Annotated in this window: 23 protein-coding genes; 15 read left to right on the forward strand and 8 right to left on the reverse strand. The window is 66.8% G+C overall.

The genetic code is table 11. The features are described 5' to 3' along the window. Window positions 1-3: 3 nt before the first annotated feature. The 11 genes from OGL92_RS05100 to OGL92_RS05150 all read left to right on the forward strand — a co-directional run bounded on the left by OGL92_RS05100 (window position 4) and on the right by OGL92_RS05150 (window position 13,342). Complete coding sequence (locus OGL92_RS05100; RefSeq protein WP_276583753.1) at window positions 4-1,449, forward strand: alginate export family protein; 1,446 nt, start codon at window positions 4-6, stop codon at window positions 1,447-1,449. 28 nt (window positions 1,450-1,477) lie between these two features. Continuing rightward, window positions 1,478-3,037: a mannuronan 5-epimerase AlgG gene (gene algG, locus OGL92_RS05105; RefSeq protein WP_263141259.1), complete on the forward strand. Its 1,560-nt coding sequence runs from the start codon at window positions 1,478-1,480 to the stop codon at window positions 3,035-3,037. A 16-nt stretch (window positions 3,038-3,053) separates the two neighbouring features. Beyond that, on the forward strand, window positions 3,054-4,502 hold the full coding sequence (locus OGL92_RS05110; RefSeq protein WP_263141261.1) for an alginate O-acetyltransferase: 1,449 nt from the start codon (window positions 3,054-3,056) through the stop codon (window positions 4,500-4,502). Between the two features lie 10 nt (window positions 4,503-4,512). Further along, window positions 4,513-5,646 (forward strand): mannuronate-specific alginate lyase, encoded by a 1,134-nt coding sequence (locus tag OGL92_RS05115; protein ID WP_263141263.1) that lies wholly within the window; start codon window positions 4,513-4,515, stop codon window positions 5,644-5,646. A gap of 127 nt (window positions 5,647-5,773) precedes the next feature. Beyond that, entirely contained in the window at window positions 5,774-7,330 is a 1,557-nt protein-coding gene (locus OGL92_RS05120) for an MBOAT family protein (protein WP_263141265.1), read from the forward strand. Between the two features lie 10 nt (window positions 7,331-7,340). Next, window positions 7,341-8,504, forward strand: coding sequence for an alginate O-acetyltransferase (locus OGL92_RS05125; RefSeq protein WP_263141266.1), 1,164 nt, complete (start codon window positions 7,341-7,343; stop codon window positions 8,502-8,504). Window positions 8,505-8,547: 43 nt separating this feature from the next. Next, a complete protein-coding gene (locus OGL92_RS05130; protein WP_263141267.1) occupies window positions 8,548-9,204 on the forward strand; it encodes an alginate O-acetyltransferase AlgF in 657 nt (218 codons plus the stop codon). A 102-nt stretch (window positions 9,205-9,306) separates the two neighbouring features. Beyond that, window positions 9,307-10,764, forward strand: a complete 1,458-nt coding sequence (locus OGL92_RS05135) for a mannose-1-phosphate guanylyltransferase/mannose-6-phosphate isomerase (protein WP_263141268.1) — start codon at window positions 9,307-9,309, stop codon at window positions 10,762-10,764. Between the two features lie 262 nt (window positions 10,765-11,026). Next, window positions 11,027-11,491 (forward strand): multidrug transporter, encoded by a 465-nt coding sequence (locus OGL92_RS05140; RefSeq protein ID WP_263141271.1) that lies wholly within the window; start codon window positions 11,027-11,029, stop codon window positions 11,489-11,491. 161 nt (window positions 11,492-11,652) lie between these two features. Beyond that, window positions 11,653-12,039 (forward strand): hypothetical protein, encoded by a 387-nt coding sequence (locus OGL92_RS05145; protein ID WP_263141272.1) that lies wholly within the window; start codon window positions 11,653-11,655, stop codon window positions 12,037-12,039. A gap of 142 nt (window positions 12,040-12,181) precedes the next feature. Then, entirely contained in the window at window positions 12,182-13,342 is a 1,161-nt protein-coding gene (locus OGL92_RS05150) for an AAA family ATPase (RefSeq protein ID WP_263141273.1), read from the forward strand. A gap of 19 nt (window positions 13,343-13,361) precedes the next feature. Here OGL92_RS05150 and OGL92_RS05155 read toward each other — a convergent pair whose 3' ends face one another. Continuing rightward, window positions 13,362-13,673 carry a cupin gene (locus OGL92_RS05155; RefSeq protein ID WP_263141534.1) on the reverse strand — a complete coding sequence of 104 codons (312 nt, stop codon included), beginning with the start codon at window positions 13,671-13,673 and terminating at the stop codon, window positions 13,362-13,364. Window positions 13,674-13,967: 294 nt separating this feature from the next. Next, entirely contained in the window at window positions 13,968-14,240 is a 273-nt protein-coding gene (locus tag OGL92_RS05160; RefSeq protein ID WP_263141274.1) for a DUF3509 domain-containing protein, read from the reverse strand. A 410-nt stretch (window positions 14,241-14,650) separates the two neighbouring features. Here OGL92_RS05160 and OGL92_RS05165 point away from each other — a divergent pair, with 410 nt between their 5' ends. Next, entirely contained in the window at window positions 14,651-14,983 is a 333-nt protein-coding gene (locus tag OGL92_RS05165) for a DUF3509 domain-containing protein (protein ID WP_263141275.1), read from the forward strand. A 314-nt stretch (window positions 14,984-15,297) separates the two neighbouring features. Here OGL92_RS05165 and OGL92_RS05170 read toward each other — a convergent pair whose 3' ends face one another. Then, window positions 15,298-15,747 carry a phosphate-starvation-inducible PsiE family protein gene (locus tag OGL92_RS05170; protein ID WP_263141276.1) on the reverse strand — a complete coding sequence of 150 codons (450 nt, stop codon included), beginning with the start codon at window positions 15,745-15,747 and terminating at the stop codon, window positions 15,298-15,300. A 366-nt stretch (window positions 15,748-16,113) separates the two neighbouring features. Between OGL92_RS05170 and OGL92_RS05175 the strand changes: the two genes are divergently transcribed. From OGL92_RS05175 to OGL92_RS05185, 3 genes are all read left to right on the forward strand, one after another. Further along, window positions 16,114-17,127 carry an MBL fold metallo-hydrolase gene (locus tag OGL92_RS05175; RefSeq protein WP_263141278.1) on the forward strand — a complete coding sequence of 338 codons (1,014 nt, stop codon included), beginning with the start codon at window positions 16,114-16,116 and terminating at the stop codon, window positions 17,125-17,127. A 122-nt stretch (window positions 17,128-17,249) separates the two neighbouring features. Then, window positions 17,250-17,507 carry a YebG family protein gene (locus OGL92_RS05180; protein WP_263141280.1) on the forward strand — a complete coding sequence of 86 codons (258 nt, stop codon included), beginning with the start codon at window positions 17,250-17,252 and terminating at the stop codon, window positions 17,505-17,507. A gap of 101 nt (window positions 17,508-17,608) precedes the next feature. Further along, a complete protein-coding gene (locus tag OGL92_RS05185; protein ID WP_263141282.1) occupies window positions 17,609-18,244 on the forward strand; it encodes a TetR/AcrR family transcriptional regulator in 636 nt (211 codons plus the stop codon). A 13-nt stretch (window positions 18,245-18,257) separates the two neighbouring features. On the opposite strand, the gene OGL92_RS05190 is transcribed toward OGL92_RS05185, so the two are convergent. From OGL92_RS05190 to OGL92_RS05210, 5 genes are all read right to left on the reverse strand, one after another. Further along, window positions 18,258-19,040 (reverse strand): class I SAM-dependent methyltransferase, encoded by a 783-nt coding sequence (locus OGL92_RS05190; protein WP_263141285.1) that lies wholly within the window; start codon window positions 19,038-19,040, stop codon window positions 18,258-18,260. A 97-nt stretch (window positions 19,041-19,137) separates the two neighbouring features. Continuing rightward, entirely contained in the window at window positions 19,138-19,815 is a 678-nt protein-coding gene (locus OGL92_RS05195; protein ID WP_263141287.1) for an extensin family protein, read from the reverse strand. 29 nt (window positions 19,816-19,844) lie between these two features. Further along, window positions 19,845-20,672 carry an isocitrate lyase/phosphoenolpyruvate mutase family protein gene (locus OGL92_RS05200; RefSeq protein WP_263141288.1) on the reverse strand — a complete coding sequence of 276 codons (828 nt, stop codon included), beginning with the start codon at window positions 20,670-20,672 and terminating at the stop codon, window positions 19,845-19,847. Window positions 20,673-20,737: 65 nt separating this feature from the next. Then, window positions 20,738-21,619, reverse strand: coding sequence for a DUF72 domain-containing protein (locus OGL92_RS05205; RefSeq protein WP_263141290.1), 882 nt, complete (start codon window positions 21,617-21,619; stop codon window positions 20,738-20,740). Further along, entirely contained in the window at window positions 21,619-21,966 is a 348-nt protein-coding gene (locus OGL92_RS05210) for a hypothetical protein (protein WP_263141293.1), read from the reverse strand. The genes OGL92_RS05205 and OGL92_RS05210 overlap by 1 nt, the downstream gene beginning before the upstream one ends. Between the last annotated feature and the right edge of the window lie 47 nt (window positions 21,967-22,013).

The raw sequence follows: 22,013 nt of genomic DNA on the forward strand, positions 1-22,013 counted from the left end.
ACGATGAAACTGAAACAGTGGATCGGCACCGGCCTCGGCCTCGGTTTCTCGCTGATGGCGGGCACTTCGCCGCTGGCGGCGGATGCCCCTGAGAAGAACTTCGGCATCGACCTCAAGCTCACCGGGCAATCCGAGGACGACCGCGACCTGGGCACCCGCGAAGGCGGCGACGTCAACGGCTTCGGTATCGACCTGCGGCCCTGGGTCTACGGCCAGCGCGGCCAGTGGAGCGCCTTCGCCCTCGGCCAGGCGGTGGCCTCCACCGACATCGTCGAAACCGACACCCTGGAATCCAACGACCTGGACGCCGATTCGGACAACGGCGGCCGCCAGCCGGAAAAGAACTACCTCGCCCTGCGCGAGTTCTGGGTGGACTACGCCGGCCTCACGCCCTACCCGGGCGAGCACCTGCGCTTCGGCCGGCAGCGTGTGCGTAACGACGACGGCACCTGGTGGGACACCAACATCGAGGCGCTGCACTGGAGCTTCGACACCACCCTGCTGCGCGCCGACCTCGGCGCCGCCCAGCGCTTCAGCGAATACCGCACCGACCTCGACGAGCTGGCGCCCCAGGACAAGGACCGCCAACACCTGTTCGGCGCGGTCTCCACGCAATGGACCCCCGGCCACTGGGTGGGCCTGAAAGGTCACTACAGCCACGACGACGGCCATCTGCCAAAGGTCGGCGAGCGCATCGACGACCTCAGCAAGACCTACACCGGCGACCTCACCTGGCTCGGCCTCGAAGCCAGCAGCGACGCCTTCAACCCGCGTTCGCCGCAGCCGCTCAACTACTGGGCGAACCTCACCTGGCTGACCGGCCAGACCGACGCCATCAGCCAGGGCGTGATCGACGACCGGCGGGTCGCCACCGATCGCCACGACAGCGACGTCAACGCCTGGGCCCTGGACCTCGGCCTGCGCTGGAACCTCGACGAGCAGTGGAAGGTCGGCGGCGCCTATGCCCGCGGCAGCGGCGGCGGCGACGAGGACAACTCGAAGCAATTCGTGCAGACCGGCCTGGAAAGCAACCGCTCCAACTTCACCGGCGTCGAGTCCCGCCTGCACCGCTTCGGCGAGGCCTTTCGCGGCGAGTTGAGCAACCTGCAGGTGGCCACCGCCTTCACTTCCTGGAACCTGCGCGAAGACTACGACGCCAGCCTGGTCTACCACCGTTTCTGGCGCCTGGACACCGACCAGGGCGTTGGCGACGGCGGTATCACCGCGACCCTGGAGGACGGCGAGAAAGACCTCGGCCAGGAAGTCGACCTGGTGGTGACCAAGTACTTCAAGCAGGGCCTGCTGCCGGCGTCGATGAGCGAACACCTCGACGAGCGCTCGGCGCTGGTACGTTTCCGCGGCGGCCTGTTCAAGCCCGGCGACGCCTACGGGAAACAGGCGGACTCGCTGATGCATCGCGCGTTCGTCGACTTCATCTGGCGCTTCTGATGCGTCCATCGCCCAAGGAGAACTCGCGATGAAACCTCGCATCGGTACCGGCCTGTTGTACGGCGGCATGCTGTTCGGCGCACTGCAATTGGTGGCGCCCCTCAGCCAGGCCGCCGAGCCGGCCAAGGAACTCAAGCCGGTCAAGAACTACACGGTGACCAGCGCGCCGACCGACCAACTGGAGTTGCCCGCGCCCACCCTGCCCGACCTCAGCGGCTATACCCGCGAGGCGGTGGCCGCCAAGGTCGACCGCCGCCAGGCCGGCCACGCCAGCCTGCGGCGCATGCTGCAGCAGGACGCGCTGAAGGACTTCATCGGCGGCGACGAACGCCTGCGCGAATGGGTGACCCGCCAGCGCGGCATGCCCCAGGCGATCTTCATCGAGGGCGGCTACATGACCCTCGCCGACCTCGCCCGCCAGGTGCCCAAGGAGCAGTTCCGCGAGACCGCGCCGGGCGTCTACCTGGCGCGCCTGCCCATCGTGGTGGCCCAGGGCGCGACCCTGGACGTGAACAAGAACGTCAAGGAACTGCGCCTGTCCCAGGACCGCGGGACGTTCCTGGTCAACGACGGCATGCTGTTCATCACCGGCACCCGCCTGACCGGCTGGAGCGAGAGCAAGAACACGCCCTCCACCTTCCAGAAGCCCGACGAGTTCCGTCCGTTCCTGGTGTCCTGGGGCGGCAGCGAGCTGTACATCGTCGACAGCGTGGTCGCCAGCCTCGGCTACAGCAACAGCAAGTCCTACGGCATCAGCATCACCCAGTACACGCCCGGCATGCACGAGCGCCTGAAGCGCAAGGCACCCACCGGCTGGCTGCTCAACTCCGAGTTCGTCGACACCTGGTACGGCTTCTACTGCTACGAGGCCGAAGACGTGGTGATCAAGGGCAACACCTACCGCGACAACATCGTCTACGGCATCGACCCCCACGACCGCTCGCGCCGCCTGATCATCGCCGACAACACCGTCTACGGGACCAAGAAGAAGCACGGCATCATCCTGTCCCGCGAGGTGGACGACAGTTGGATCATCAACAACCGCACCTACGACAACAAGCTCTCCGGCATCGTCATCGACCGTAACAGCGTGAACAACCTGGTCGCCTACAACGAGGTTTCGCGCAACCACTCGGACGGCATCACCCTCTACGAGAGCCCGAACAACCTGCTCTGGGGCAACCAGATCTTCAACAACCGCCGCCATGGCATCCGCGTGCGCAACAGCGTGAACATCCGCCTGTACGAGAATATCGCCGCGGCCAACGGCCTGACAGGCATCTACGGGCACATCAAGGATCTCTCGGACACCGACCGGGACATCGAACTCGACCCCTTCGACACCGAAGTCTCGATGATCGTGGTGGGCGGCAAGCTGGCCGCCAACGGCTCGTCGCCGCTGGCCATCGACTCGCCCCTCAGCGTGGAGCTGTACCGCGTGGAAATGCTGGCGCCGACCAAGAGCTCCGGCATCAGCTTCGCCGGCGTACTCGGCGAGAAACAAGAACAGATCCTCGACTTGATGGTGCGCCGCAAGCAGGCCGTGCTCATCGACCCGGTGGAAAGCCAGGTTCAACTCCAGGACTGAGGAGCAGGATTCCCCTATGCACGTATTTTCGATCAAACGCCTCGCCGCTTCGCTGACCGGCGCGGCACTGGGCGCCACCCTCGGCGCCGGGCTGCTGGCGGCGAGCGCCGGCGTGCAGGCCGCGCCACTGTACGACGTGCAGCGCACCGGCCCGTTGTGCGCCGCCGCGCAGGACCCGAAGTCCTACGACACCAAGTACCTGAGCTTCTTCGCCAGTCTGGTGCAGGCACAGGGCGACTGGCTGTTCCGTAGCCGCTACGACCTGCGCACCGACTTCGGCACCACGCCCTACGGCTTCAGCGAATTCAAGCGCCTGCGCGATGCGCTCAAGCGCAAGGGCGTCGAGCTGATGGTGGTCTATCAACCCACCCGCGGCCTGGTCAACCGGGAAAAGCTCCCCGCCGGCGAACGCGAGAAATACGACTACGAACTGGCGCGCAAGAACTACCTGAAGACCGTTGAGGACTTCCGCAAGACCGGCATCTGGGTCACCGACCTCTCGCCGCTGTTCGACGAGAAGGGTGTCGATACCGACTACTACTTCAAGGCCGACCACCACTGGACACCCATGGGCGCCGACCGCACAGCCAAGCTGGTGGCGGAAACGCTCAAGCAGATTCCCGGCTACGACGAAATCCCGAAGAAGGAATTCGCCAGCAAACGCGTCGGGCTGCTGGCCAAGCCGGGCACCCTGCACAAGACCGCCGCCCAGCTCTGCGGCACCAGCTACCCGGTGCAGTACGTCGACCGCTACGAGACCGAGCCGGTGGGCGAAGCCGGCGGCGACAGCCTGTTCGGCGATGACGCCGACCCGCTGATCACCCTGGTCGGCACCAGTAACAGCGGCCCGGCCTACAACTTCGGCGGCTTCCTCGAACAGCACACCGGCGCCCAGGTGCTGAACATGGCGGTCAGCGGCGGCGGCTTCGACAGCGCCATCCTGCAGTACATGAGCAGCAAGGAATTCCACGAGCACCCGCCGAAGATCCTCATCTGGGAGTTCGCCACCCACTACGACATGGCGCAGAAAAGCTTCTACCGGCAGGCGGTGCCGCTGGTGGACAACGGCTGCGTCGGCCGCGAGGCGGTGATGAAGAACAAGGTCACCCTGCACAAGGGCGCCAACGAGGTGCTGGTCAACGGCAAGGACAAGCTGCGCACTTTGCGCGGCGGCGACTACCAAGTCGACCTGACCTTCAGCGACCCCACCGTGCACGAATCCAAGGCGACCATCTGGTACCTCAACGGCCGCCGGGAAAACTTCAAGATCGAGCAGAGCGACCGCGTCGACACCGGCGGCCGCTACGTCTTCGAACTGCGCAACGACGAGGACTGGGCCGACCTGAACATGCTCGCCCTGGAAATCGAGGGGCCGGAGGACATGCCCGCCAACCTCAGTGTCCAGGCCACCCTGTGCAAGCGCCCGGTTCCCGCCGGCGCGGCACTGACCGCACGAGCCGAGTGAGGAAAAGATGATGCATAACGCCACCCGTCTGTTACTGCCCTGCCTGCTCGGCGCCCTTTGCAGCGCGCCGGCCCTGGCCGGCCTGGCGCCGCCGGCCGGCTATTACGCCAAGGTGGAAACCAAGGCCGAGGGCGGCAAGGCCAAGGCGGCCTCCGCCCAGTTGGAAGGCGTCCAGACCTGCCCCACCGCGCCCAAGCCCTATACCGCCAAGCTGGAGTTCCGCAGCAAGTACGAAGGTTCGGACAAGGCGCGCGCGACCCTCAACCCGGTTTCGGAAAAAGCCTTCCGCGACGCGACCCAGGACATCACCCAACTGGAGCGCGGGGTGAGCAAGATGGTCACCCAGTACATGCGCCAGGGCGATCCGCAGCAACTCGACTGCGCCCTGCAGTGGATGAACGACTGGGCTGCGGCCAACGCCCTGCTCAGCACCGAGTTCAACCATACCGGCATGTCCATGCGCAAATGGGCCCTGGGCACGCTGTCCTCGTCCTACCTGCGGCTGAAGTTCTCCGAATCCCGTCCGCTGGAAGCCCATCGGCAGCAGGCCGAGGCGGTCGAAGTCTGGTTCGGCAAGCTGGCCGACCAGGTGGTGCAGGACTGGGGCGACCTGCCGTTGAAGAAGGTCAACAACCACAGCTACTGGGCGGCCTGGTCGGTGATGGCCACCTCGATCGCCCTGGATCGCCGCGATCTGTTCGACTGGTCGGTGCAGCAGTTCCGCACCGCCGCCGCCCAAGTGGACGCGGAGGGCTACCTGCCCAACGAGCTCAAGCGCCGCCAGCGCGCCCTCGCCTACCACAACTACGCCCTGCCGCCCCTGGTGATGATCGCCGCGTTCGCCCAATCCAACGGCGTCGACCTGCGCGAGGAGAACCACCAGGCCCTCAAGCGCCTGGCCGAGCGCGTCATCGAAGGGGTCGAGGACCAGGACGATTTCGACAAGAAGGCCGGCAAGGACCAGGACATGGAAGACCTGAAGATCAAGAACAAATACGCCTGGCTGGAGCCCTATTGCGCGCTCTACGCCTGCAACGAGGATTTCCGCGAGCGCAAGCGTTCGATGGAACCGTTCAATTCCTTCCGTCTCGGCGGCGCCGTCACCCAGGTCTTCGCGCCGCAGGAACAGAAGAAAGGCGGCTGACCGCTGCCGGTCGCCCAGCGGCGCACCGGACGCTCGACCGCCACAGCCGGTTTGCAGTACGCCCCGGGAGGGGAAAAGGGTGGGCCTCGAGAGGCCCTGAAACTTAGCGTTTATTGGAGAAACGCGGATGGTCTTTTCATCCAACGTGTTCCTGTTCTTGTTCCTGCCGGTCTTTCTCGGCCTGTACTACTTGAGCGGAACCCGCTATCGCAACTTGCTGCTGCTGATCGCCAGCTACGTGTTTTACGCCTGGTGGCGCATCGACTTCCTCGCGCTGTTCGCGGCGGTCACCCTGTACAACTACTGGATCGGCTTGCGCATCGGCGCCGCCGGCGTGCGCAGCAAGAGCGGCCAACGCTGGCTGATCGCCGGGGTGACGGTCGACCTCTGCGTGCTCGGCTACTTCAAGTACGCCAACTTCGGCGTGGACAGCCTCAACGCGATCATCACCTCGTTCGGGCTGGAACCCTTCATCGTCACCCACATCCTGCTGCCCATCGGCATCTCCTTCTACATCTTCGAGTCGATCAGCTACATCATCGACGTCTACCGCGGCGACACCCCGGCCACGCGCAATCTGATCGACTTCGCTGCCTTCGTGGCGATCTTCCCGCACCTGATCGCCGGCCCGGTGCTGCGCTTCCGCGACCTGGTGGACCAGTTCAACCATCGCACCCACACCCTGGACAAATTCTCCGAAGGCTGCACCCGCTTCATGCAGGGCTTCATCAAGAAGGTGTTCATCGCCGACAGCCTGGCGCCGGTGGCCGACCACTGCTTCGCCCTCGCCGACCCCACCACCGGCGATGCCTGGCTGGGCGCCCTGGCGTACACCGCGCAGCTGTACTTCGACTTCTCCGGCTACAGCGACATGGCCATCGGCCTGGGCCTGATGATGGGCTTCCGCTTCATGGAGAACTTCAACCAGCCCTACATCAGCCAGTCCATCACCGAGTTCTGGCGGCGCTGGCACATCAGCTTGTCCACCTGGCTGCGCGACTACCTCTACATCAGCCTCGGCGGCAACCGCGGCAGCACCTTCCAGACCTATCGCAACCTGTTCCTCACCATGCTCCTCGGCGGGCTGTGGCACGGCGCCAACTTCACCTACATCATCTGGGGCGCCTGGCACGGCGTCTGGCTGGCGATCGAGCGCGCCCTGGGCGTCAACGCCGCGCCGAAGACCCTGCGCCCGCTGCGTTGGGCCTTCACCTTCCTGCTGGTGGTGATCGGCTGGGTGATCTTCCGCGCGGAAAACCTGCACGTGGCCTGGCGCATGTACGCCGCCATGTTCAGCTTCGGCGACTGGCAGTTGTCCGAGCTGAACCGCGGCCAGTTGACCAGCCTGCAAGTCGCCACCCTCGCCCTGGCCTACGTGGTGATGGCGGTCTGCGGCGTACTGCAGTTCTATTCCCGTCCGCTCACCGGCGCGCCCAAGGCCAAGGCCAGCGACGAAGTCCAGGCCAACGGCCCGGCCAGCGCGCAACCGCGCACGCCACGGGAAGTCCAGGCCGATCCGGCGGCGATCGCCTATTCGCCGAACGGCACGCTGGTCTACCAGCAGGCCTGGATCTCCCAGTTGCCGATGCTCGCGACCCGCGTCGCCCTGCTGGCGCTGTTCGCCGCCTCGGTGCTGAAGCTCTCCGCGCAGAGCTTCTCCCCCTTCCTCTACTTCCAGTTCTGAGGTGCCGACGATGAGCAGAACCCAGCACCTGATTTACGTCCTCGCATTCGCCTGCATGCTCCTCGCGCTGAGCCTGTGGTCGCTGAAGGGCCTCTACAGTTTCTCCGCCGCCGCCGAGACCACGCTGCTCGACGGCAAGCTGGCCCATAGCCTGGAGAAACACTACGACGCGGAATTCCCGATCAAGCAGTTCGGCACCAACGTCTGGGCCGCGGTGGACTACGGCCTGTTCGGCGAGGGCCGCCCCGGCGTGCTGATCGGCGAGAAGGGCTGGCTGTATTCCGACGAGGAGTTCAAGCCGGTGGCCGACGGCGCCCAGCACCAGCGCGACAACCTGGCGCTGATCCAGGGCGTCCGCGACGAACTGGCGAAGCACGACGTGCGTCTGCTGCTGGCCATCGTCCCCGCGAAGTCGCGGCTGTACCCGGAATACGCCGGCGACAACCGCCCGACCGCGTCCTACCTCACCCTGTACCAGCAGTTCCGCGACAACGTGCGCCAGGCCGGCATCCTCGCGCCGGACCTGCTCGGCCCGCTGGAGGAAGCCAAGAAGCAGGGCGAAGTGTTCCTGCGCACCGACACCCACTGGACGCCGCTGGGCGCCGAGGTGGTGGCGCGCGAGCTGAGCGAGACGGTGCAGCGCAAGGTACCGCTGCGCGGCACGCCGCAGCGCTTCGTCACCGAGGCGGTCTCCACCCAGCAGCACAAGGGCGACCTCACCAGCTTCCTGCCCCTGGACCCGCTGTTCGCCGAGCTGATGCCCGCCCAGGACCAGTTGCAACAGCGCGAGACCCGCGCCCTGGAGGATTCGGACGGCGGCGATGCGCTGTTCGCCGAGTCCGACATGCCGGTCACCCTGGTCGGCACCAGCTACAGCGCCAACCCCAAGTGGAATTTCGCCGGCGCCCTGCGCCAGGCCCTGCAACGCGACCTGAGCAACCACGCCGAGGACGGACACGGGCCGATCCTGCCGATGCTCAAGTACCTGCAAAGCGACGAACTGAAGAACGCCGCGCCGCAGTTGGTGATCTGGGAGTTCCCCGAGCGCTACCTGCCAATGGCCAACGACCTCAGCGAATTCGATCCGGCCTGGATCGCCCAGCTGAAAGCCTCCCCCACCGAACAACGTCTGGTCAGCCGTGCGACCGACGCTGCAGGCACACCCACCCGGTGATGCCCTGACAAAGGGCTGAAGCCCACAACATGGAGATACACAGATGACACAGAAGACTCGAACCACCACTCCCCGCTGGATCGCCCCAGCCGGCGCATTGCTGATCGGCCTGATGTCGCTGCATGCCCAGGCGGGCGAAGGTGGCCTCTACGGTCCGACGGCACCCAAGGGCTCGGCCTTCGTGCGCGCCTATAACGCGGGCAACGGCGAACTGAGCGTCAACGTCGGCAACACCGCGCTGAACGACGTCGCACCGCTCGGCTCCAGCGATTTCAAATTCCTCCCGGCGGGCAGCTACAGCGCCAAGGTCGGCAACCAGACCCTGCCGGTCAAACTGGACGCCGACCACTACTACACCCTGGTCGACCAGCCGGGCGTCGCGCCCAAGCTGGTGGAAGACCCGCCGTTCAAGAACAAGCAGAAAGCCCTGGTGCGGGTGCAGAACCTCACCGACAGCAAGCTGACCCTGAAGACCGCCGACGGCAAGACGCCGGTGGTCGAGGCCGTGGCGCCCCAGGGCCGCGGCGAGCGCGAGATCAACCCGGTCAAGGTCGGTCTCGCCCTGTTCGACGGCGACCGCAAGGTCAGCGACCTCAAGCCGGTCACCCTGCAACGCGGCGAGGTGGTCTGCCTGTACATCACCGGTAGCGCCGGCAAGCTCTCGCCCGTGTGGGTGAAACGTCCGGCCGCCGAAGGCTGATCCGGCGCCGACAGGCCCGGTCGTCCCCATCGGGACAGCCGGGCGATCCATTGATTCGCCAGCACCGCTCGCTCGACGGGCGGTCTCCAGGGAGAAACCAGCATGATTCCAGTCATCCTTTCCGGCGGTAGCGGTTCGCGCCTCTGGCCCCTTTCGCGCAAACAGTTTCCCAAGCAGTTCCTCGCCCTCACCGGCGACCAGACCCTGTTCCAGCAGACCCTGCAACGCCTGGACTTCGAAGGCATGCAGCCGGCGGTCCTGGTGGCCAACAAGGAACACCGCTTCATCGTCCAGGAGCAACTCGATCAGTTGGACCTGAAGGCCCAGATGCTGCTGCTCGAGCCCTTCGGCCGCAACACCGCGCCGGCGGTGGCCATGGCCGCCATGCAACTGCTCGCCGAAGGTCGCGACGAGCTGATGCTGGTATTGCCCGCCGACCACGTCCTGGCCGACCAGCGCGCCTTCGAAGAGGCCCTGGCCGTGGCCGCCACCGCCGCCGAGAAAGGCGAGCTGGTGCTGTTCGGCGTGCCCGCGAGCAAGCCGGAAACCGGCTACGGCTACATCCGCGCCAGCCAGGAAGAAGACGCCGACCTGCCCCAGGGGGTCAGCCGCGTCGCCCGCTTCGTCGAGAAACCCGATGCCGAGCGCGCCGCCGAATACGTCGCCTCCGGCGATTACTTTTGGAACAGCGGCATGTTCATGTTCCGCGCTAGCCGCTTCCTCGACGAACTCAAGCGCCACGACGCCGACATCTACGACAACTGCCTGCTGGCGCTGGAGCGCAGCAGCCACGACGGCACCCAGATCGACATCGACCCGGCCACCTTCGCCTGCTGCCCGGACAACTCCATCGATTACGCGGTGATGGAAAAGACCCAGCGCGCCTGCGTGGTGCCGCTCAGCGCCGGCTGGAACGACGTCGGCAGCTGGTCGTCGATCTGGGAAGTGCACGACAAGGACGAGCATGGCAACGTCACCCAGGGCGACGTCATCGTCCACGACAGCCGCAACTGCCTGGTCCACGGCAACGGCAAGCTGGTCTCGGTGATCGGCCTCGACGACATCGTCGTGGTGGAAACCAAGGACGCCATGATGGTGGCCCACAAGGACCGCGTGCAGGACGTCAAGAAGCTGGTCAACGAGCTGGATGCCCTGGATCGCCCGGAAACCCAGAACCATTGCGCGGTTTACCGCCCCTGGGGCTCCTACGACTCGGTAGACATGGGCGGCCGCTTCCAGGTCAAGCACATCACCGTGAAGCCGGGCGCGCAGTTGTCCCTGCAGATGCACCACCATCGCGCCGAGCACTGGATCGTCGTCTCCGGGACCGCGCAGGTGACCTGCGACGACCGCACCTTCCTGCTCACCGAGAACCAATCCACCTACATCCCCATGACCGCGGTCCACCGCCTGAGCAACCCCGGCAAGATCCCGCTGGAGATCATCGAGGTACAGTCCGGCAGTTACCTGGGCGAAGACGATATCGAGCGCCTGGAAGACGTCTACGGCCGCGACACGCCGCAGCCGACCCGCGTGCCCACGCCCGCGGCCACCCGCTAGGCCCACGCGGGGGCATCCGGACGACGCCCCCGATCCCGGCGGCCACGCACCCGCGTGGCGCCGGGCCATCGCCCTTCTTCCCCCCATCGAGGGGCTGCCTGGCCGTCGTACCAGCGGCGACCGGGGGTTGCGTTCCATCGGGATCGCGCGCGGCCTGGCGGCTTCGACGCGATCCCGACACGCGCGACTTTGTGTAGGATGACGCCCTCTGTCCACGAGGGTGTTCCATGGTTTTCGCCTCCCCTTTCACCGGTACCGGCCCATGCTGATCGGCGGCGTGCTCGCCATCACCTGGCTGATCCTGCTGCTGCGCTACCCGGCCAAGGCGCTGCCGGTTTCCCTCGCCGCGGTGCTGGGCATCGGCCTGATCGCCGCCTGGGTGCTCTGGCAGGAGCATCGCGAGGCCGTTCAAATGGCGCGCCTGGACCTTCGCCTGGATTACGCCCCCGAACGCTGCCCCGCCGACCGGCCGCTGGCCATGGCGATCCGCAACGACAGCGGCGCCACCCTGTTCGAACTCGCCTGGCAGGTGCGGGCCTACCGCCCCGGCGACACGCTCAACCTGGCGGAGACGCCCTACGACGCGCCCCGCTACCTCGGCCCCGGCGAAATGCGCCCCGGCGCCGCCTGGCAGGACTGCCTGCCGCTGCCGCCGTTGCGGCCGGGTTATCGCGCCAGCTCCCTGGAGTTCCGCGTCGAACACGTCCAGGCGCGCTTCGCCGACTGATCCCGGCGCGGAGCCGGCCGCCCGAACCAGGCTGCTGGCGCGGCGCGAACCCTGGCGCAGGCCCCCACCGTCTCGGCGCGTGGCCTCCGGCTCGGAAAGCAACGTGCGTCGTCGGCGCAAAGCCCCTATCCTGCCCGCATCACGTGTCCAGGCCCGCCGCCATGTCCGATCCGACCTCCCCCGCCCTCGCCCGCTACGCGTTCGCCGCCGTCGGCGCCGTGGTGCTGTTGAACCTGCTGCTACGCGCCTTCGTGCGTCTCGGCGGGGTGCTGGCGACCTTCTGCATCGCCGCGCTGGTGGCCGCCGGCCTGGCCCTGTGCTTCCGCCTGCGCACGAAACGCCCGCCACGGCCCGGCGAGCGCTGGCGCATCGTCCTGCTGTACGGCGCGCTGCTCGGCGTGCTGTACCTGATCCTGCTCGGCATGATGTTTATGCAGGAAGCGCCAGGCCCCATGGGCACCCTGCTGTTCCTCCTGCACTACCTCTGCTACCCGCTGCTGGCGTACCTGTTCCTCGCCGAACGGTTCTTCAGCCAGGCCGGCCGCTGACGGCGTCGTCATTCCCTCGAGGCGTTCCGGGCGAGCGAGCGCAGCCCGCTCCGGCGTCACGCCGGTGTGGCCGCCTGTGTCAACCCGGTATCCTGGCGGCTTTCGGTCCCCCGGCCCGTTCTCCCACCGGAACATAATCCCGATGCTCAAGACGCTCGCCGTCGGCAATTACCGCTCGATCAACCGCCTGGTGCTGCCGCTGGAACGGCTCAACCTGATCACCGGCCCCAACGGCAGCGGCAAGTCGAACCTGTATCGCGCCCTGCGCCTGTTGGCGGAAACCGCCCAGGGCGGGGTGGTCAACGCATTGGCCCGCGAGGGTGGCCTGGAGTCGACCTTCTGGGCCGGCCCGGAGCGCCTGTCGCGGCGCATGCGCAATGGCGACGTCCCGGTGCAGGGCGGTCCCCGCCAGGCGCCGATGCGCCTGCGCCTGGGCTTCGCCGGCGAGGACTTCGGCTACGCCATTTCCCTGGGCCTGCCCGAGCCGTCCCGCTCGGCCTTCGCCCTGGACCCGCAAATCAAGCGTGAAAGCATCTGGGCCGGCCCGAGCTATCGCCCGGCGTCGCTGCTGGTGGATCGCGCCGGCGCCCTGGTGCGCCGGCGCGAAGGCCGTGGCTGGAAGGTCGCGACGCAGCACCTGCCGAGCTTCGACAGCCTGTTCGACCCGATCGGCAAGGACCCGGGCTGTCCCGAGGTGTTCCACCTGCGCGAGACCCTGCGCGGCTGGCGCTTCTACGATCACTTCCGCAGCGATGCCGAGGCACCGGCGCGCCAACCGCAACTGGGCACTCGCACCCCGGTGCTGCACCACGATGGACGCGACCTCGCCGCGGCCTTGCAGACCATCCGCGAGATCGGCGACGGCGAAGCCCTCGACGAGGCCATTGCCGATGCCTTCCCCGGCGCGCGGCTGCGGATCGATGCGCAGGCCGGCGGGCGCTTCGCCGTGGAGTTGCACCAGGAAGGCCTCCTGCGCCCGCTGTCCGCCGCCGAACTGTCGGACGGCACGCTGCGTTACCTGCTGCTGGTGGCGGCGCTGCTCACCCCGCGGCCGCCGGCGCTGATGGTGCTCAACGAGCCGGAAACCTCCTTGCATCCGGATCTGTTGCCGGCGCTGGGCCGCCTGATCGTCGCCGCCTCGGCGCACACCCAGGTCTGGGTGGTCTCCCACGCCAGCCGGCTGATCGCCACCCTGGAGCGGCATCCCGGCTGCAACGCCATCCACCTGGAAAAGACCCTCGGCCAGACCGCCGTGGGCGGCCAGGGCCTGCTGGACGAGCCGCCCTGGCACTGGCCGGACTGAACAGCGCGCCGACGGCGGCTCAGGGGCTGCCGGCCTTTTCCACGACCAGGATGCGCGCCTCGCCCAGGGGATGGGCGACGTGCTCGCAGCCCGCACCGGCATAGAACAGGTCGCCGCCGCGCAGCAGCACCCGATGCTCCCGACCCTGCTCGCGGTAGAACATCTCCACCTCACCATCCAGCACGACGAATACCTCGCATCCGTCGTTGACGTGCCAGACGTAGGGCCGATCCGTCCAGTGCAGGCGCACGCTGGCATTTTCCAGGTGGGCAATGTCCAGCGCGTCCCAGGCCCGCTCCGCGGTGAACTCACGACGTCGAACGACTTTGATATCGGACATGCAGCACCTCGGGTGGTCAGCCGCACCGGCCGCCCGTCCGTTGCCGAGGGCTCGCCGGTACCGGCCGCTGACGCGTGGGATCGAATCGCTCGGAAAGACTCAGAAGACGACGGAAAGCGGTGAGCGGAAACCGTGACTCGCCATAGCCTGGCGTCACTTGGAGGGAGTGTCGATGACAGCGAGCAGGCGATATCCGGCCAGGGCCAGGGCGAGGCATGCGCGCGCCCTGCGCTCGGCGATTCGGGGCGTCCGATCCTCGACCGCACGGCCGCGACCGGAGCGCCCTCAGTTGGGCTCGTTGGCCGCCGGCTTGCTGATTTCGTCGAGGCAGGAAATGCCCTGGCCGCGGTCGATGGCCAGGCCGAAGCGAATGCTCTGCACCACGCGCTGCAACTGCTGCTCGTCGCTCAGTTGTTCGCCGCTGAGGGCACGCCGGGCGACCGCACCGTGCTCGTCGTAGAGGGTGAGCGTGAGACTGCCGTCCAGCCGCTCGATGCTGAAACGCACCTGCAGCTCATCCTTGAACGAGTCGCTGACGAATTTGAAGGGATTGTCCATATCGCACCTGGTGGATGGGGCTGTCTGCTGCAGATGACCAGCAAGGCCCACGCCAGGTTCTGCGCACACCCGTCTCCATGTCGTCATTGGGACGGCCCGTGTCGTGGCGCGACGCCGGCGGGCAAGGATGGTGCGTCGCACGCACCGACACCGGTCATGCATCGCGCCCGCCGGAAGCGCGTGCGAACCTGCGCGAGGGCGAACAGGCCGGCGCTTAGCGGTATTCCGGCAATCGACATTCCGAAACGGCATTTCCATCCGCGAAAGTGCCCGTGGCAAGATCGCCGGCGAGCAAGGAAGCGACACGCTGACAGAACGGCCAGTGGCCAGCAGCCGTTCGTCCTGGACGGACGAACTTGCGCGAAGCCTGCCGGTCCATCCCCCATAGCCTTATTTCGCAGGACGCAGTCATGTACAACCCTTTCCAGTTACTCAGCGAAGCGTTCCAGGCGGATTACCGGGTCAATTTCAGCCTGGAAAGCATGGCCGGCGACATCATGCTCACCCTCGCCGACGACCAGGGCGTCGTCGCCCGCCGCCTGATCAGCGCGGAACAGCGCAACAACCCGCAGCGCCTGCGGCGGGTCATCGACAGCCTGCGCGATGGCATCGCCCAGGGTCGCACGCCCTCTACCCGCACCCTGCTGGCGATCAGCAGCGGCGGCCAGGTCTCGTCCCACGGCGCCCGGCAACCGGGTCGCGTCAGCGGCCGTGGCGTCGCGGCGCTGTCCGTCGGTATCTGATCCTGAAACTTCGCCCGCCGCTGCTCACGGCGGGCTCGTGCTCTGCGTTTGACGCCGTCGTTTTAGATACGACCCGGTTCATATCGGGCCTTCGACGCATCCTGCCCCATGGGCACACCGCCAAACCCTTACTCACGCGTGGATTAATGCGGACGCCATGGCGTACTCCCGCACTCGATTCATATCGCGCTGACGATGCGCAGTTGCCAACGACATATTGGCTGGAAAGTACCTGGCCGCTGTTTCAGCAGAACCGGATACCCCTGTTCTCCAACTGCGAAAGCAATGGAACGTGCGCCGCGACGATGTTCGCGTCATCCTTCCGATTTGTCTTTCACCGAAGGGTATTTCGACGAAGCGAAACGAACGACCAGGATCGCGAAGGCCAGCAAGAGTATTCCTCCACACAGGTAGATGATGCCCAGGTCCGGCGCGTTATGGTGGGAAACATCGCCGATCAATAGCCTCGTCAATGCCGTGATGGCGACATACAGCAAGAACCTGATCGGCATATGGTTGGTCTTGAAATAAATCCCGACCATCGCCCCCAGTTCCAGGTAGATGAAAAGCAGCAAAACGTCGTCGACGCTTACGTTTCCTTTCTGAAGCATGCCGATGAAGGTCAGCACCGCTGCATAAGCGGTTATCGCGCCGATACCGAACAGTGCCAGGTAGTGGAAAGCCTCCACCGCGAGATTGCCCAGGGCATCCGCATTCGCATGCAAGTTCTTGCGCAGCTTCTCAGCCCATTTCAATTCCGTCATCGCGTACTACCTTACGAAAATAGCCGAACACAAGCAGGCGCTTTCACCCGTCGAATCGCTTCCAGCGCGCCAAGACCCGGCACCCGTCGATACAGCACCCGGCGCTAAGACGGCGCCGATACTTGCTCCCGGATACGTCGGTAAGGCACATCCGTTCCACCGCCTCGCGTGAAACTCCGCAGCGCGCGCCACGCAGTGGGCGCGATCATACCCTGCGTCATGCAGATTGCAGTCCAGGTGGCGAACCCGGCGGGTCGAAAGGCTGGACAGGGAGCGCATGCTTCCGTCTTAATCGGCAACGCTCCGCCGAAGCAAGGAAGCCTGCTGTCGTGCGACGGAGCCCCGCCCTTTTCCGGAGAAACCGACATGACCACCACCCTCAGTTCCCCGATCGCCGCCATCCGCGTGCGCCGCCGTTTCCTCGTCAGCGCCCTGGCGCTCGCCAGCGGCGTGAGCCTGGCGTTCGGCCCCGGCGCCGAAGCCGCACCGGTCGCCCAGCAGAAGACCCAGGTGCCCGGCTACTACCGGCTGGCCCTGGGCGAATCGCAGGTCACCGCGCTCTATGACGGCTATACCCGCCTCAACGCCCAACTGTTGAAGGGTGCCAGCGGCGAAGACATCCAGCGCCTGCTGGCGAAGCTGTTCGTCGACAGCCAGAACGGCGTGCAGACCGCGGTCAACGCGTTCCTGATCAACACCGGCAGCCGTCTGCTGCTGGTGGACACCGGCGCGGCGCGGTGCCTCGGCCCCAGCCTGGGGCACATCCAGGCCAATTTGAAGGCCGCCGGCTACGCTGCCGAGCAGGTGGACGGGGTGCTGCTCACCCATCTCCACCCCGATCACGCCTGCGGTCTGCTGGATGCGTCCGGCGCAGCGGCCTTTCCCAACGCCGAGGTGTACGTGTCCGCCGAAGAAGCCACCTACTGGTTGTCTCCGGAAAGCCGTACGCAGGCGGCGCCGGAAAAACAAAAACTGTTCCGCATGGTCGCGGACGCGGTGGCGCCCTATGAAAAAGCCGGGCGCCTCAAGCGCTTCGATGCGGCCGGCGAGGTGCTGGCGGGCATCGGCGTGAAGCCCTTGCCCGGCCATACGCCGGGGCACACCGGCTATCTCATCGGTTCGGGCCCGGAAAAACTGTTGCTGTGGGGCGACGTGGTGCACAGCCACGCCACCCAGTTCGCCCACCCCGAAATTTCCATCGAGTTCGATTCGGACGGCGCCCAAGCCATCGAGAGCCGGAAACGCATCCTGAGCGAGGCCGCCAAGGAACGCCTTTGGGTCGCCGGTGCGCATCTGCCCTTCCCCGGTATCGGCCACGTGCGCAGCGAAGGCAGCGGCTACGCCTGGGTACCGGCGGAATACGCGCCGCTGGAGCCTTGACCCCAAGGCCCTCGCCCCGTCGGTCAGCGACCCTGGGCCGGCGGGGTAGCCAAACCGGAAACATCGTCTCTATACTGTACATGGATACAGTAACCCAACGTTTCAAAGGTATGAGGTGATGAATGGCCGTCGAAGTGGTGTACCGCAGCAGCCGCGATCCGGAGCGCTTGTTCATGGATAAGAACGAAGCCGATCGCTACGACAAGATGCTGGAGTTGGCCGAAAGCCTGGCCGGTGTGCTGCACACGGCGGTGCCGTCCCTCAACGAACAGCAGGTGGAAGAACTGGGCATCTTCATGGCGAAGAACCGCGACATCTTCGCCCGCGCCTTCAAGAATCAGCCGGACGCGCTGGCCGAGCTCGGCGGCAGCGAGGGCTGAGGTCCGCGGCGTGGCGAAGGGCTCCGCAGGGTAGAATCAGGATTCCGGTACCGCCGGGCCTTCCAAAAACAACAATCAACCGCCCCGTATCCAGCCTGAACATGACAGAAAAAAAATCACCCCATAACGGCCCCGGCCGTCCCAAGGACCTGGCCAAGCGCGCCGCGATTCTCGATGCGGCGCAATGCCTGTTTTTGCGCCACGGTTACGATGGCAGCAGCATGGACGCCATCGCCGCCGAGGCGGGTGTGTCGAAGCTCACCGTGTATAGCCATTTCACCGACAAGGAGACCCTGTTCTCTGCCGCCGTTACGGCCAAATGCCAGGCGCAACTGCCCGAACTGCTGTTCGAATTGCCACCGGATGCCTCGGTGGAACGGGTGCTGCGCAACATCGGTCTGCGCTTCAATACGCTGATCAACACCCCCGAGTCGATCGAGCTGTATCGGCTGATGATGACCCTGGCCAGCCAGAACCCCAAGCTCTCCCAACTGTTCTTCGAAGCCGGACCGCAGTCGGTTCACGACGAGATGGAGGGCCTGCTGCGCAAGGCCGACCAGGCGGGCGTGCTACGGATCGCCGAGCCGGCGCGGGCCGCGGAGCACTTCCTCTGCCTGATCAAGGGTGCGCACAATTTCCGCCTGCTGGTGGGGTGCTCGCAAGCCATGCGGGAGGGCGACGCGGAGCGCCATGTGGACGAAGTCGTCGAGCTGTTCGTGCGCGCCTACCGCGTATGAGCCAGGCGCCGGCTCAGGGCTTGTCGAGGGCCTTCTTCGGGTAGATGTCGTAACGGCTGGACTTGCCCTCCAGGGCATAGCCGGGCTGACGTCCGGCCACCGTGGGCGCCTTGCGCGGGCGCTTCACCACCACGCGATGGCTGGCCAATGCCAGGGCCGCCTCGAGCAGCGCCGGCGCGTCTTGGTCGTCGCCCACCAAGGGACGGAACAGGCGCATTTCCTTCTTCACCAAGGCACTCTTGTCGCGGTGGGGAAACATCGGATCGAGGTAGATCACCTGGGGCGGCAGGTCTTGCCAGGCGCCCATCAGGGCGATGGCATCGCCCACCCGCAGGCGCATGCGCGCGACGATGGGCGCTACCTCGGCGTTGCGCGCGGCCCGGGCCAAACCATCCTCCAGCAACGCGGCGATCAATGGCTGGCGCTCGATCAGGGTCAGCTCGCAGCCCAGGCTGGCGAGGACGAACGCATCCTTGCCCAGCCCCGCAGTGGCATCCAGTACCCGCGGGCGTACGCCCGCCTGCAAGCCCACCGCCTTGGCGATCATTTGTCCGCTGCCGCCGCCATAGAGCCGCCGGTGCGCGGTGGCCCCTTCGACGAAATCGACCCGCACCGGCCCCGGCGCGCCCGGCCCCAACTCAGTCAGTTGCAAGCCGCCATCGCCCAGTTGCAGGGCGAAATCCGCCTCCCGCGCGCGCGCCAGGCCGAGACGTTCGGCCCAGGCGGCGAGGTCGCGGGCATAGAGGGGATCGAGGGGTTCGGCACGCACGCGGGCGGGCTGCTGGCTATCGCTCATCGGTGGAGGACACTCGTTCTTTCGGGATCGACCGGCGCGCCGGCCAGGTTCATCCGCGGCATTCTGCCAGAGCCGTGGGCCGGGCGCCGCATCGCGCTCAGCGACACATGCGCAGCGTACCCATGTCGACGTGGAAATGGTCGCGGTGGGCGGCGTTGTAGTCCGGGCCCAAGGTGAGATTGAACGGGCCGCAGGCCGCGTCGTGCACCCGGCGCAGGAACCGCGCCGCGTCGCCGGAACCCTTCCAGTCGCGGGCCACACTGATGCGCCGGCCATCGCGCAGGCGGAAGGCGGCGATATCCAGGGCGTTGGCCGAAGCGTGCTGGCTGCGCCAGCGGCTGTTGGCGATGTTGCGGCAGGCGAAGCTGCCGAGATGCTCGACGCGCACCACCGGCTGGCCATAGATCGCCTGGGCTGCCGGTTGCAGACCATGGACCTCGAACAGCGCATAGGCCGCGGCCAGCGGGCAGGTGGCGAGAAAGCTGCTGCTGAACGCCGCCTGCGAGCCTTTCACCCGCACGCCGTCGTGCACCGGGCAACCGGGGCTGGGAACGCTGTCGGCGACCAGGCTGAAGCTCAGCGGCGAGGTGCGCAGCGCCTGCGCGCAGCGCTGCGGATCGCCTTGCAGACGCCACAGCTTGAAACCGGTGAACAGCCCGGGCGTTTCGCGGATATCCAAGGTGGCCCAGGGATTCCAGCGGTCAGGTACCGTCAGCCAGCCCTGGTACACCGCCAGAGGCACGCCGAGCAGCAGCCCCAGCGTGCCGGCGAACATACTCCGGCCCAGGCGCACGCCCATCGGGCTCAGTCGAACAGATCGTTGATGCGGTCGAACGGCATGGCCGATGCGGTCGCGTCCAGCCGGCGGGTCTGGGCGAGGCCCTGCGCCGCCTCGAAGAACGCGCCGTAGGCGACCCGGGCCAGGTTGGAGCCGAGGCTGACGCGCTTCACGCCCAGCTCGGCCAGTTCGTCGAGGCTCAAGCGCAGCGCCGGCGAGCCGACCAGTACGTTCACCGGCCGCGGCGCCACCGCGCGCACCACCGCCTCGATCTCGGCGCGCTGGGTCAACCCAGGCGCATAGAGCACGTCCGCGCCGGCCTCGGCGAAGGCCACCAGGCGGCGGATGGTATCGTCCAGGTCCGGGCGGTCGTGCAGGTAGTTTTCCGCGCGCGCCGCCAGGGTGAAGGGAAAGGGCAGCTCGCGCACCACGGCGACGGCCGCGCGGATGCGTTCCACCGCGAGTTCCAGGGGATAGATAGGCGCATCGGCGCGGCCGCTGGCATCCTCGATGGAGCCGCCCACCAGGCCGGCTTCAGCGGCCAGGCGCAGGGTTTGCGCACAGGCCTCGGGATCGTCGCCGAAGCCGTTCTCCAGGTCGGCCGCGACCGGCAGCGGAGTGGCCTCGACGATGGCACGGGCGTTGGCCAGGGTTTCCTCGCGGCTGACCGCGCCTTCCGCATCGCGTCGGCCCAGGGAGAAGGCCAGCCCGGCACTGGTGGTGGCAAGGCCCTCGAAGCCCAGATGGGCGAGCATCTTCGCCGAGCCGGCGTCCCAGGGGTTGGGCAACACGAACAGACCCTCACGCTGGTGCAGGGCTTGAAAAGCGGCGCCGCGCGCCTGCAGAGAAACCATGGCTTACCTCCGTGATAGATCCGCGCACACTAGCCCAGATCACCGGACCGCGGTAGTCATGCACCTCAGAGCAGGTCGAGTTGCTCCGCCGGCGCGGACTCGGCGTCGTGACGAAGGCTGGCATACGCCAGGGGTGGCAAGCCCGGCAAGCGCTGGCCGAGCGCCGCGTGAAAACGCTGCGCCTGGGCCGCCGCCAGGTGGTTGTCCGGGGTGTGCAGGAACACATAGGGCGTGAGCCCCCGCTCGATCCAGGCCGCCACCTTGTCCAGCCAGGGGTCGAGGTAGACGGCGTTGGCCTCCAGATCGGGACCGCCGATGAAGCGGATCTGCGGGCTGTCGCTGAGAGCGGCCGGACGTACCGGGATACGCGGCTTGCGGGACTGGGCATGGCGCACCGCCGGCGTGTCGTCGGTGCAGGCGAACAATGCCCGGGAATCGAGGCAGATGCGCTCGACGCCGCGCTCGCGCAACAGACGGTTGAGCAGCCTCTCTTCCTCGCCCTTGGCGAAGAACGCCGCATGCCGCACTTCCACCGCGATGCGCCGGCTGGAGAACGCATCCAGCCAGGCCGCCAGCTCCGCCAGGCGCTCGGGGCCGAAGAACGCCGGCAACTGCAGCCACAGCGGCGCGACCCGGGGCCCCAGCGGGGCGAGCAGGTCGAGGAAGGCGCGGGTGGCGTCGAATTGCTCGCGCAGGTCGCCCTCGTGACTGATGTCCCGGGGCAGCTTGGCGCAGAAGCGGAACGTCTCCGGCATGACGTCCGCCCAGCGTTGCAGAGTGGCGGGCGCAGGCCGGGCATAGAAGGTGGTATTACCCTCGACGGCGTTGAACGCGCGGACGTAATGGCCGAGGGTCTCGGCGGGACGCAGGTCGCCCGGATAGAAACTGCCGCGCCAGGCCGGCTCGTTCCACGACGGACACCCGAGGTAATAAGGCAACGGCGGCATCAGGCGTAGAGATCGAGCCCCATCAGCTGTGGGGCATCCATTTCCTCGTCGAGCAGGCGCGAGGTGGAGCCGTAGCTGGCCAGCGCCTGGGCGGCGCGATTGCTCAGGGAGCGGGAATTGCCGGCGTAGTCCTGGGCGCGCACCGGCAGGCTGTCGCTGCTGGCGTTGTTGGCCTGGACGCGACGCAATTGCGGAGTGGTTTCGAGGCCCTGGGTGGTGGAGGGGGTAGCGGGCTGCTCGCGGCGTGCTTCTTCCTCGCGCTGGACTTCGCGATAGGGCGTGACCGCGGTTCCCGGTCGGGAAGCGCGGTCCAGCGGATAGGAAGAGGTCAGACCGTCGATACGCATTGATCAGAGCTCGGCAGGAATGTTGGCAAATTTAGCGGCGCAGGGGG

Origin of the sequence: Pseudomonas sp. RIT-PI-AD, assembly GCF_025642785.1 — a bacterium.
Lineage (GTDB): Bacteria > Pseudomonadota > Gammaproteobacteria > Pseudomonadales > Pseudomonadaceae > Pseudomonas_T.

Excerpts from the sequence above, each read along its gene's own strand:
- OGL92_RS05100 (WP_276583753.1), top strand. The coding sequence starts at position 4 with ATGAAACTGAAACAGTGGATCGGCACCGGCCTCGGCCTCGGTTTCTCG.
- algG (WP_263141259.1), top strand. The coding sequence starts at position 1,478 with ATGAAACCTCGCATCGGTACCGGCCTGTTGTACGGCGGCATGCTGTTC.
- OGL92_RS05110 (WP_263141261.1), top strand. The coding sequence starts at position 3,054 with ATGCACGTATTTTCGATCAAACGCCTCGCCGCTTCGCTGACCGGCGCG.
- OGL92_RS05115 (WP_263141263.1), top strand. The coding sequence starts at position 4,513 with ATGCATAACGCCACCCGTCTGTTACTGCCCTGCCTGCTCGGCGCCCTT.
- OGL92_RS05120 (WP_263141265.1), top strand. The coding sequence starts at position 5,774 with ATGGTCTTTTCATCCAACGTGTTCCTGTTCTTGTTCCTGCCGGTCTTT.
- OGL92_RS05125 (WP_263141266.1), top strand. The coding sequence starts at position 7,341 with ATGAGCAGAACCCAGCACCTGATTTACGTCCTCGCATTCGCCTGCATG.
- OGL92_RS05130 (WP_263141267.1), top strand. The coding sequence starts at position 8,548 with ATGACACAGAAGACTCGAACCACCACTCCCCGCTGGATCGCCCCAGCC.
- OGL92_RS05135 (WP_263141268.1), top strand. The coding sequence starts at position 9,307 with ATGATTCCAGTCATCCTTTCCGGCGGTAGCGGTTCGCGCCTCTGGCCC.
- OGL92_RS05140 (WP_263141271.1), top strand. The coding sequence starts at position 11,027 with ATGCTGATCGGCGGCGTGCTCGCCATCACCTGGCTGATCCTGCTGCTG.
- OGL92_RS05145 (WP_263141272.1), top strand. The coding sequence starts at position 11,653 with ATGTCCGATCCGACCTCCCCCGCCCTCGCCCGCTACGCGTTCGCCGCC.
- OGL92_RS05150 (WP_263141273.1), top strand. The coding sequence starts at position 12,182 with ATGCTCAAGACGCTCGCCGTCGGCAATTACCGCTCGATCAACCGCCTG.
- OGL92_RS05160 (WP_263141274.1), bottom strand. The coding sequence starts at position 14,240 with ATGGACAATCCCTTCAAATTCGTCAGCGACTCGTTCAAGGATGAGCTG.
- OGL92_RS05165 (WP_263141275.1), top strand. The coding sequence starts at position 14,651 with ATGTACAACCCTTTCCAGTTACTCAGCGAAGCGTTCCAGGCGGATTAC.
- OGL92_RS05170 (WP_263141276.1), bottom strand. The coding sequence starts at position 15,747 with ATGACGGAATTGAAATGGGCTGAGAAGCTGCGCAAGAACTTGCATGCG.
- OGL92_RS05175 (WP_263141278.1), top strand. The coding sequence starts at position 16,114 with ATGACCACCACCCTCAGTTCCCCGATCGCCGCCATCCGCGTGCGCCGC.
- OGL92_RS05180 (WP_263141280.1), top strand. The coding sequence starts at position 17,250 with ATGGCCGTCGAAGTGGTGTACCGCAGCAGCCGCGATCCGGAGCGCTTG.
- OGL92_RS05185 (WP_263141282.1), top strand. The coding sequence starts at position 17,609 with ATGACAGAAAAAAAATCACCCCATAACGGCCCCGGCCGTCCCAAGGAC.
- OGL92_RS05190 (WP_263141285.1), bottom strand. The coding sequence starts at position 19,040 with ATGAGCGATAGCCAGCAGCCCGCCCGCGTGCGTGCCGAACCCCTCGAT.
- OGL92_RS05195 (WP_263141287.1), bottom strand. The coding sequence starts at position 19,815 with ATGTTCGCCGGCACGCTGGGGCTGCTGCTCGGCGTGCCTCTGGCGGTG.
- OGL92_RS05200 (WP_263141288.1), bottom strand. The coding sequence starts at position 20,672 with ATGGTTTCTCTGCAGGCGCGCGGCGCCGCTTTTCAAGCCCTGCACCAG.
- OGL92_RS05205 (WP_263141290.1), bottom strand. The coding sequence starts at position 21,619 with ATGCCGCCGTTGCCTTATTACCTCGGGTGTCCGTCGTGGAACGAGCCG.
- OGL92_RS05210 (WP_263141293.1), bottom strand. The coding sequence starts at position 21,966 with ATGCGTATCGACGGTCTGACCTCTTCCTATCCGCTGGACCGCGCTTCC.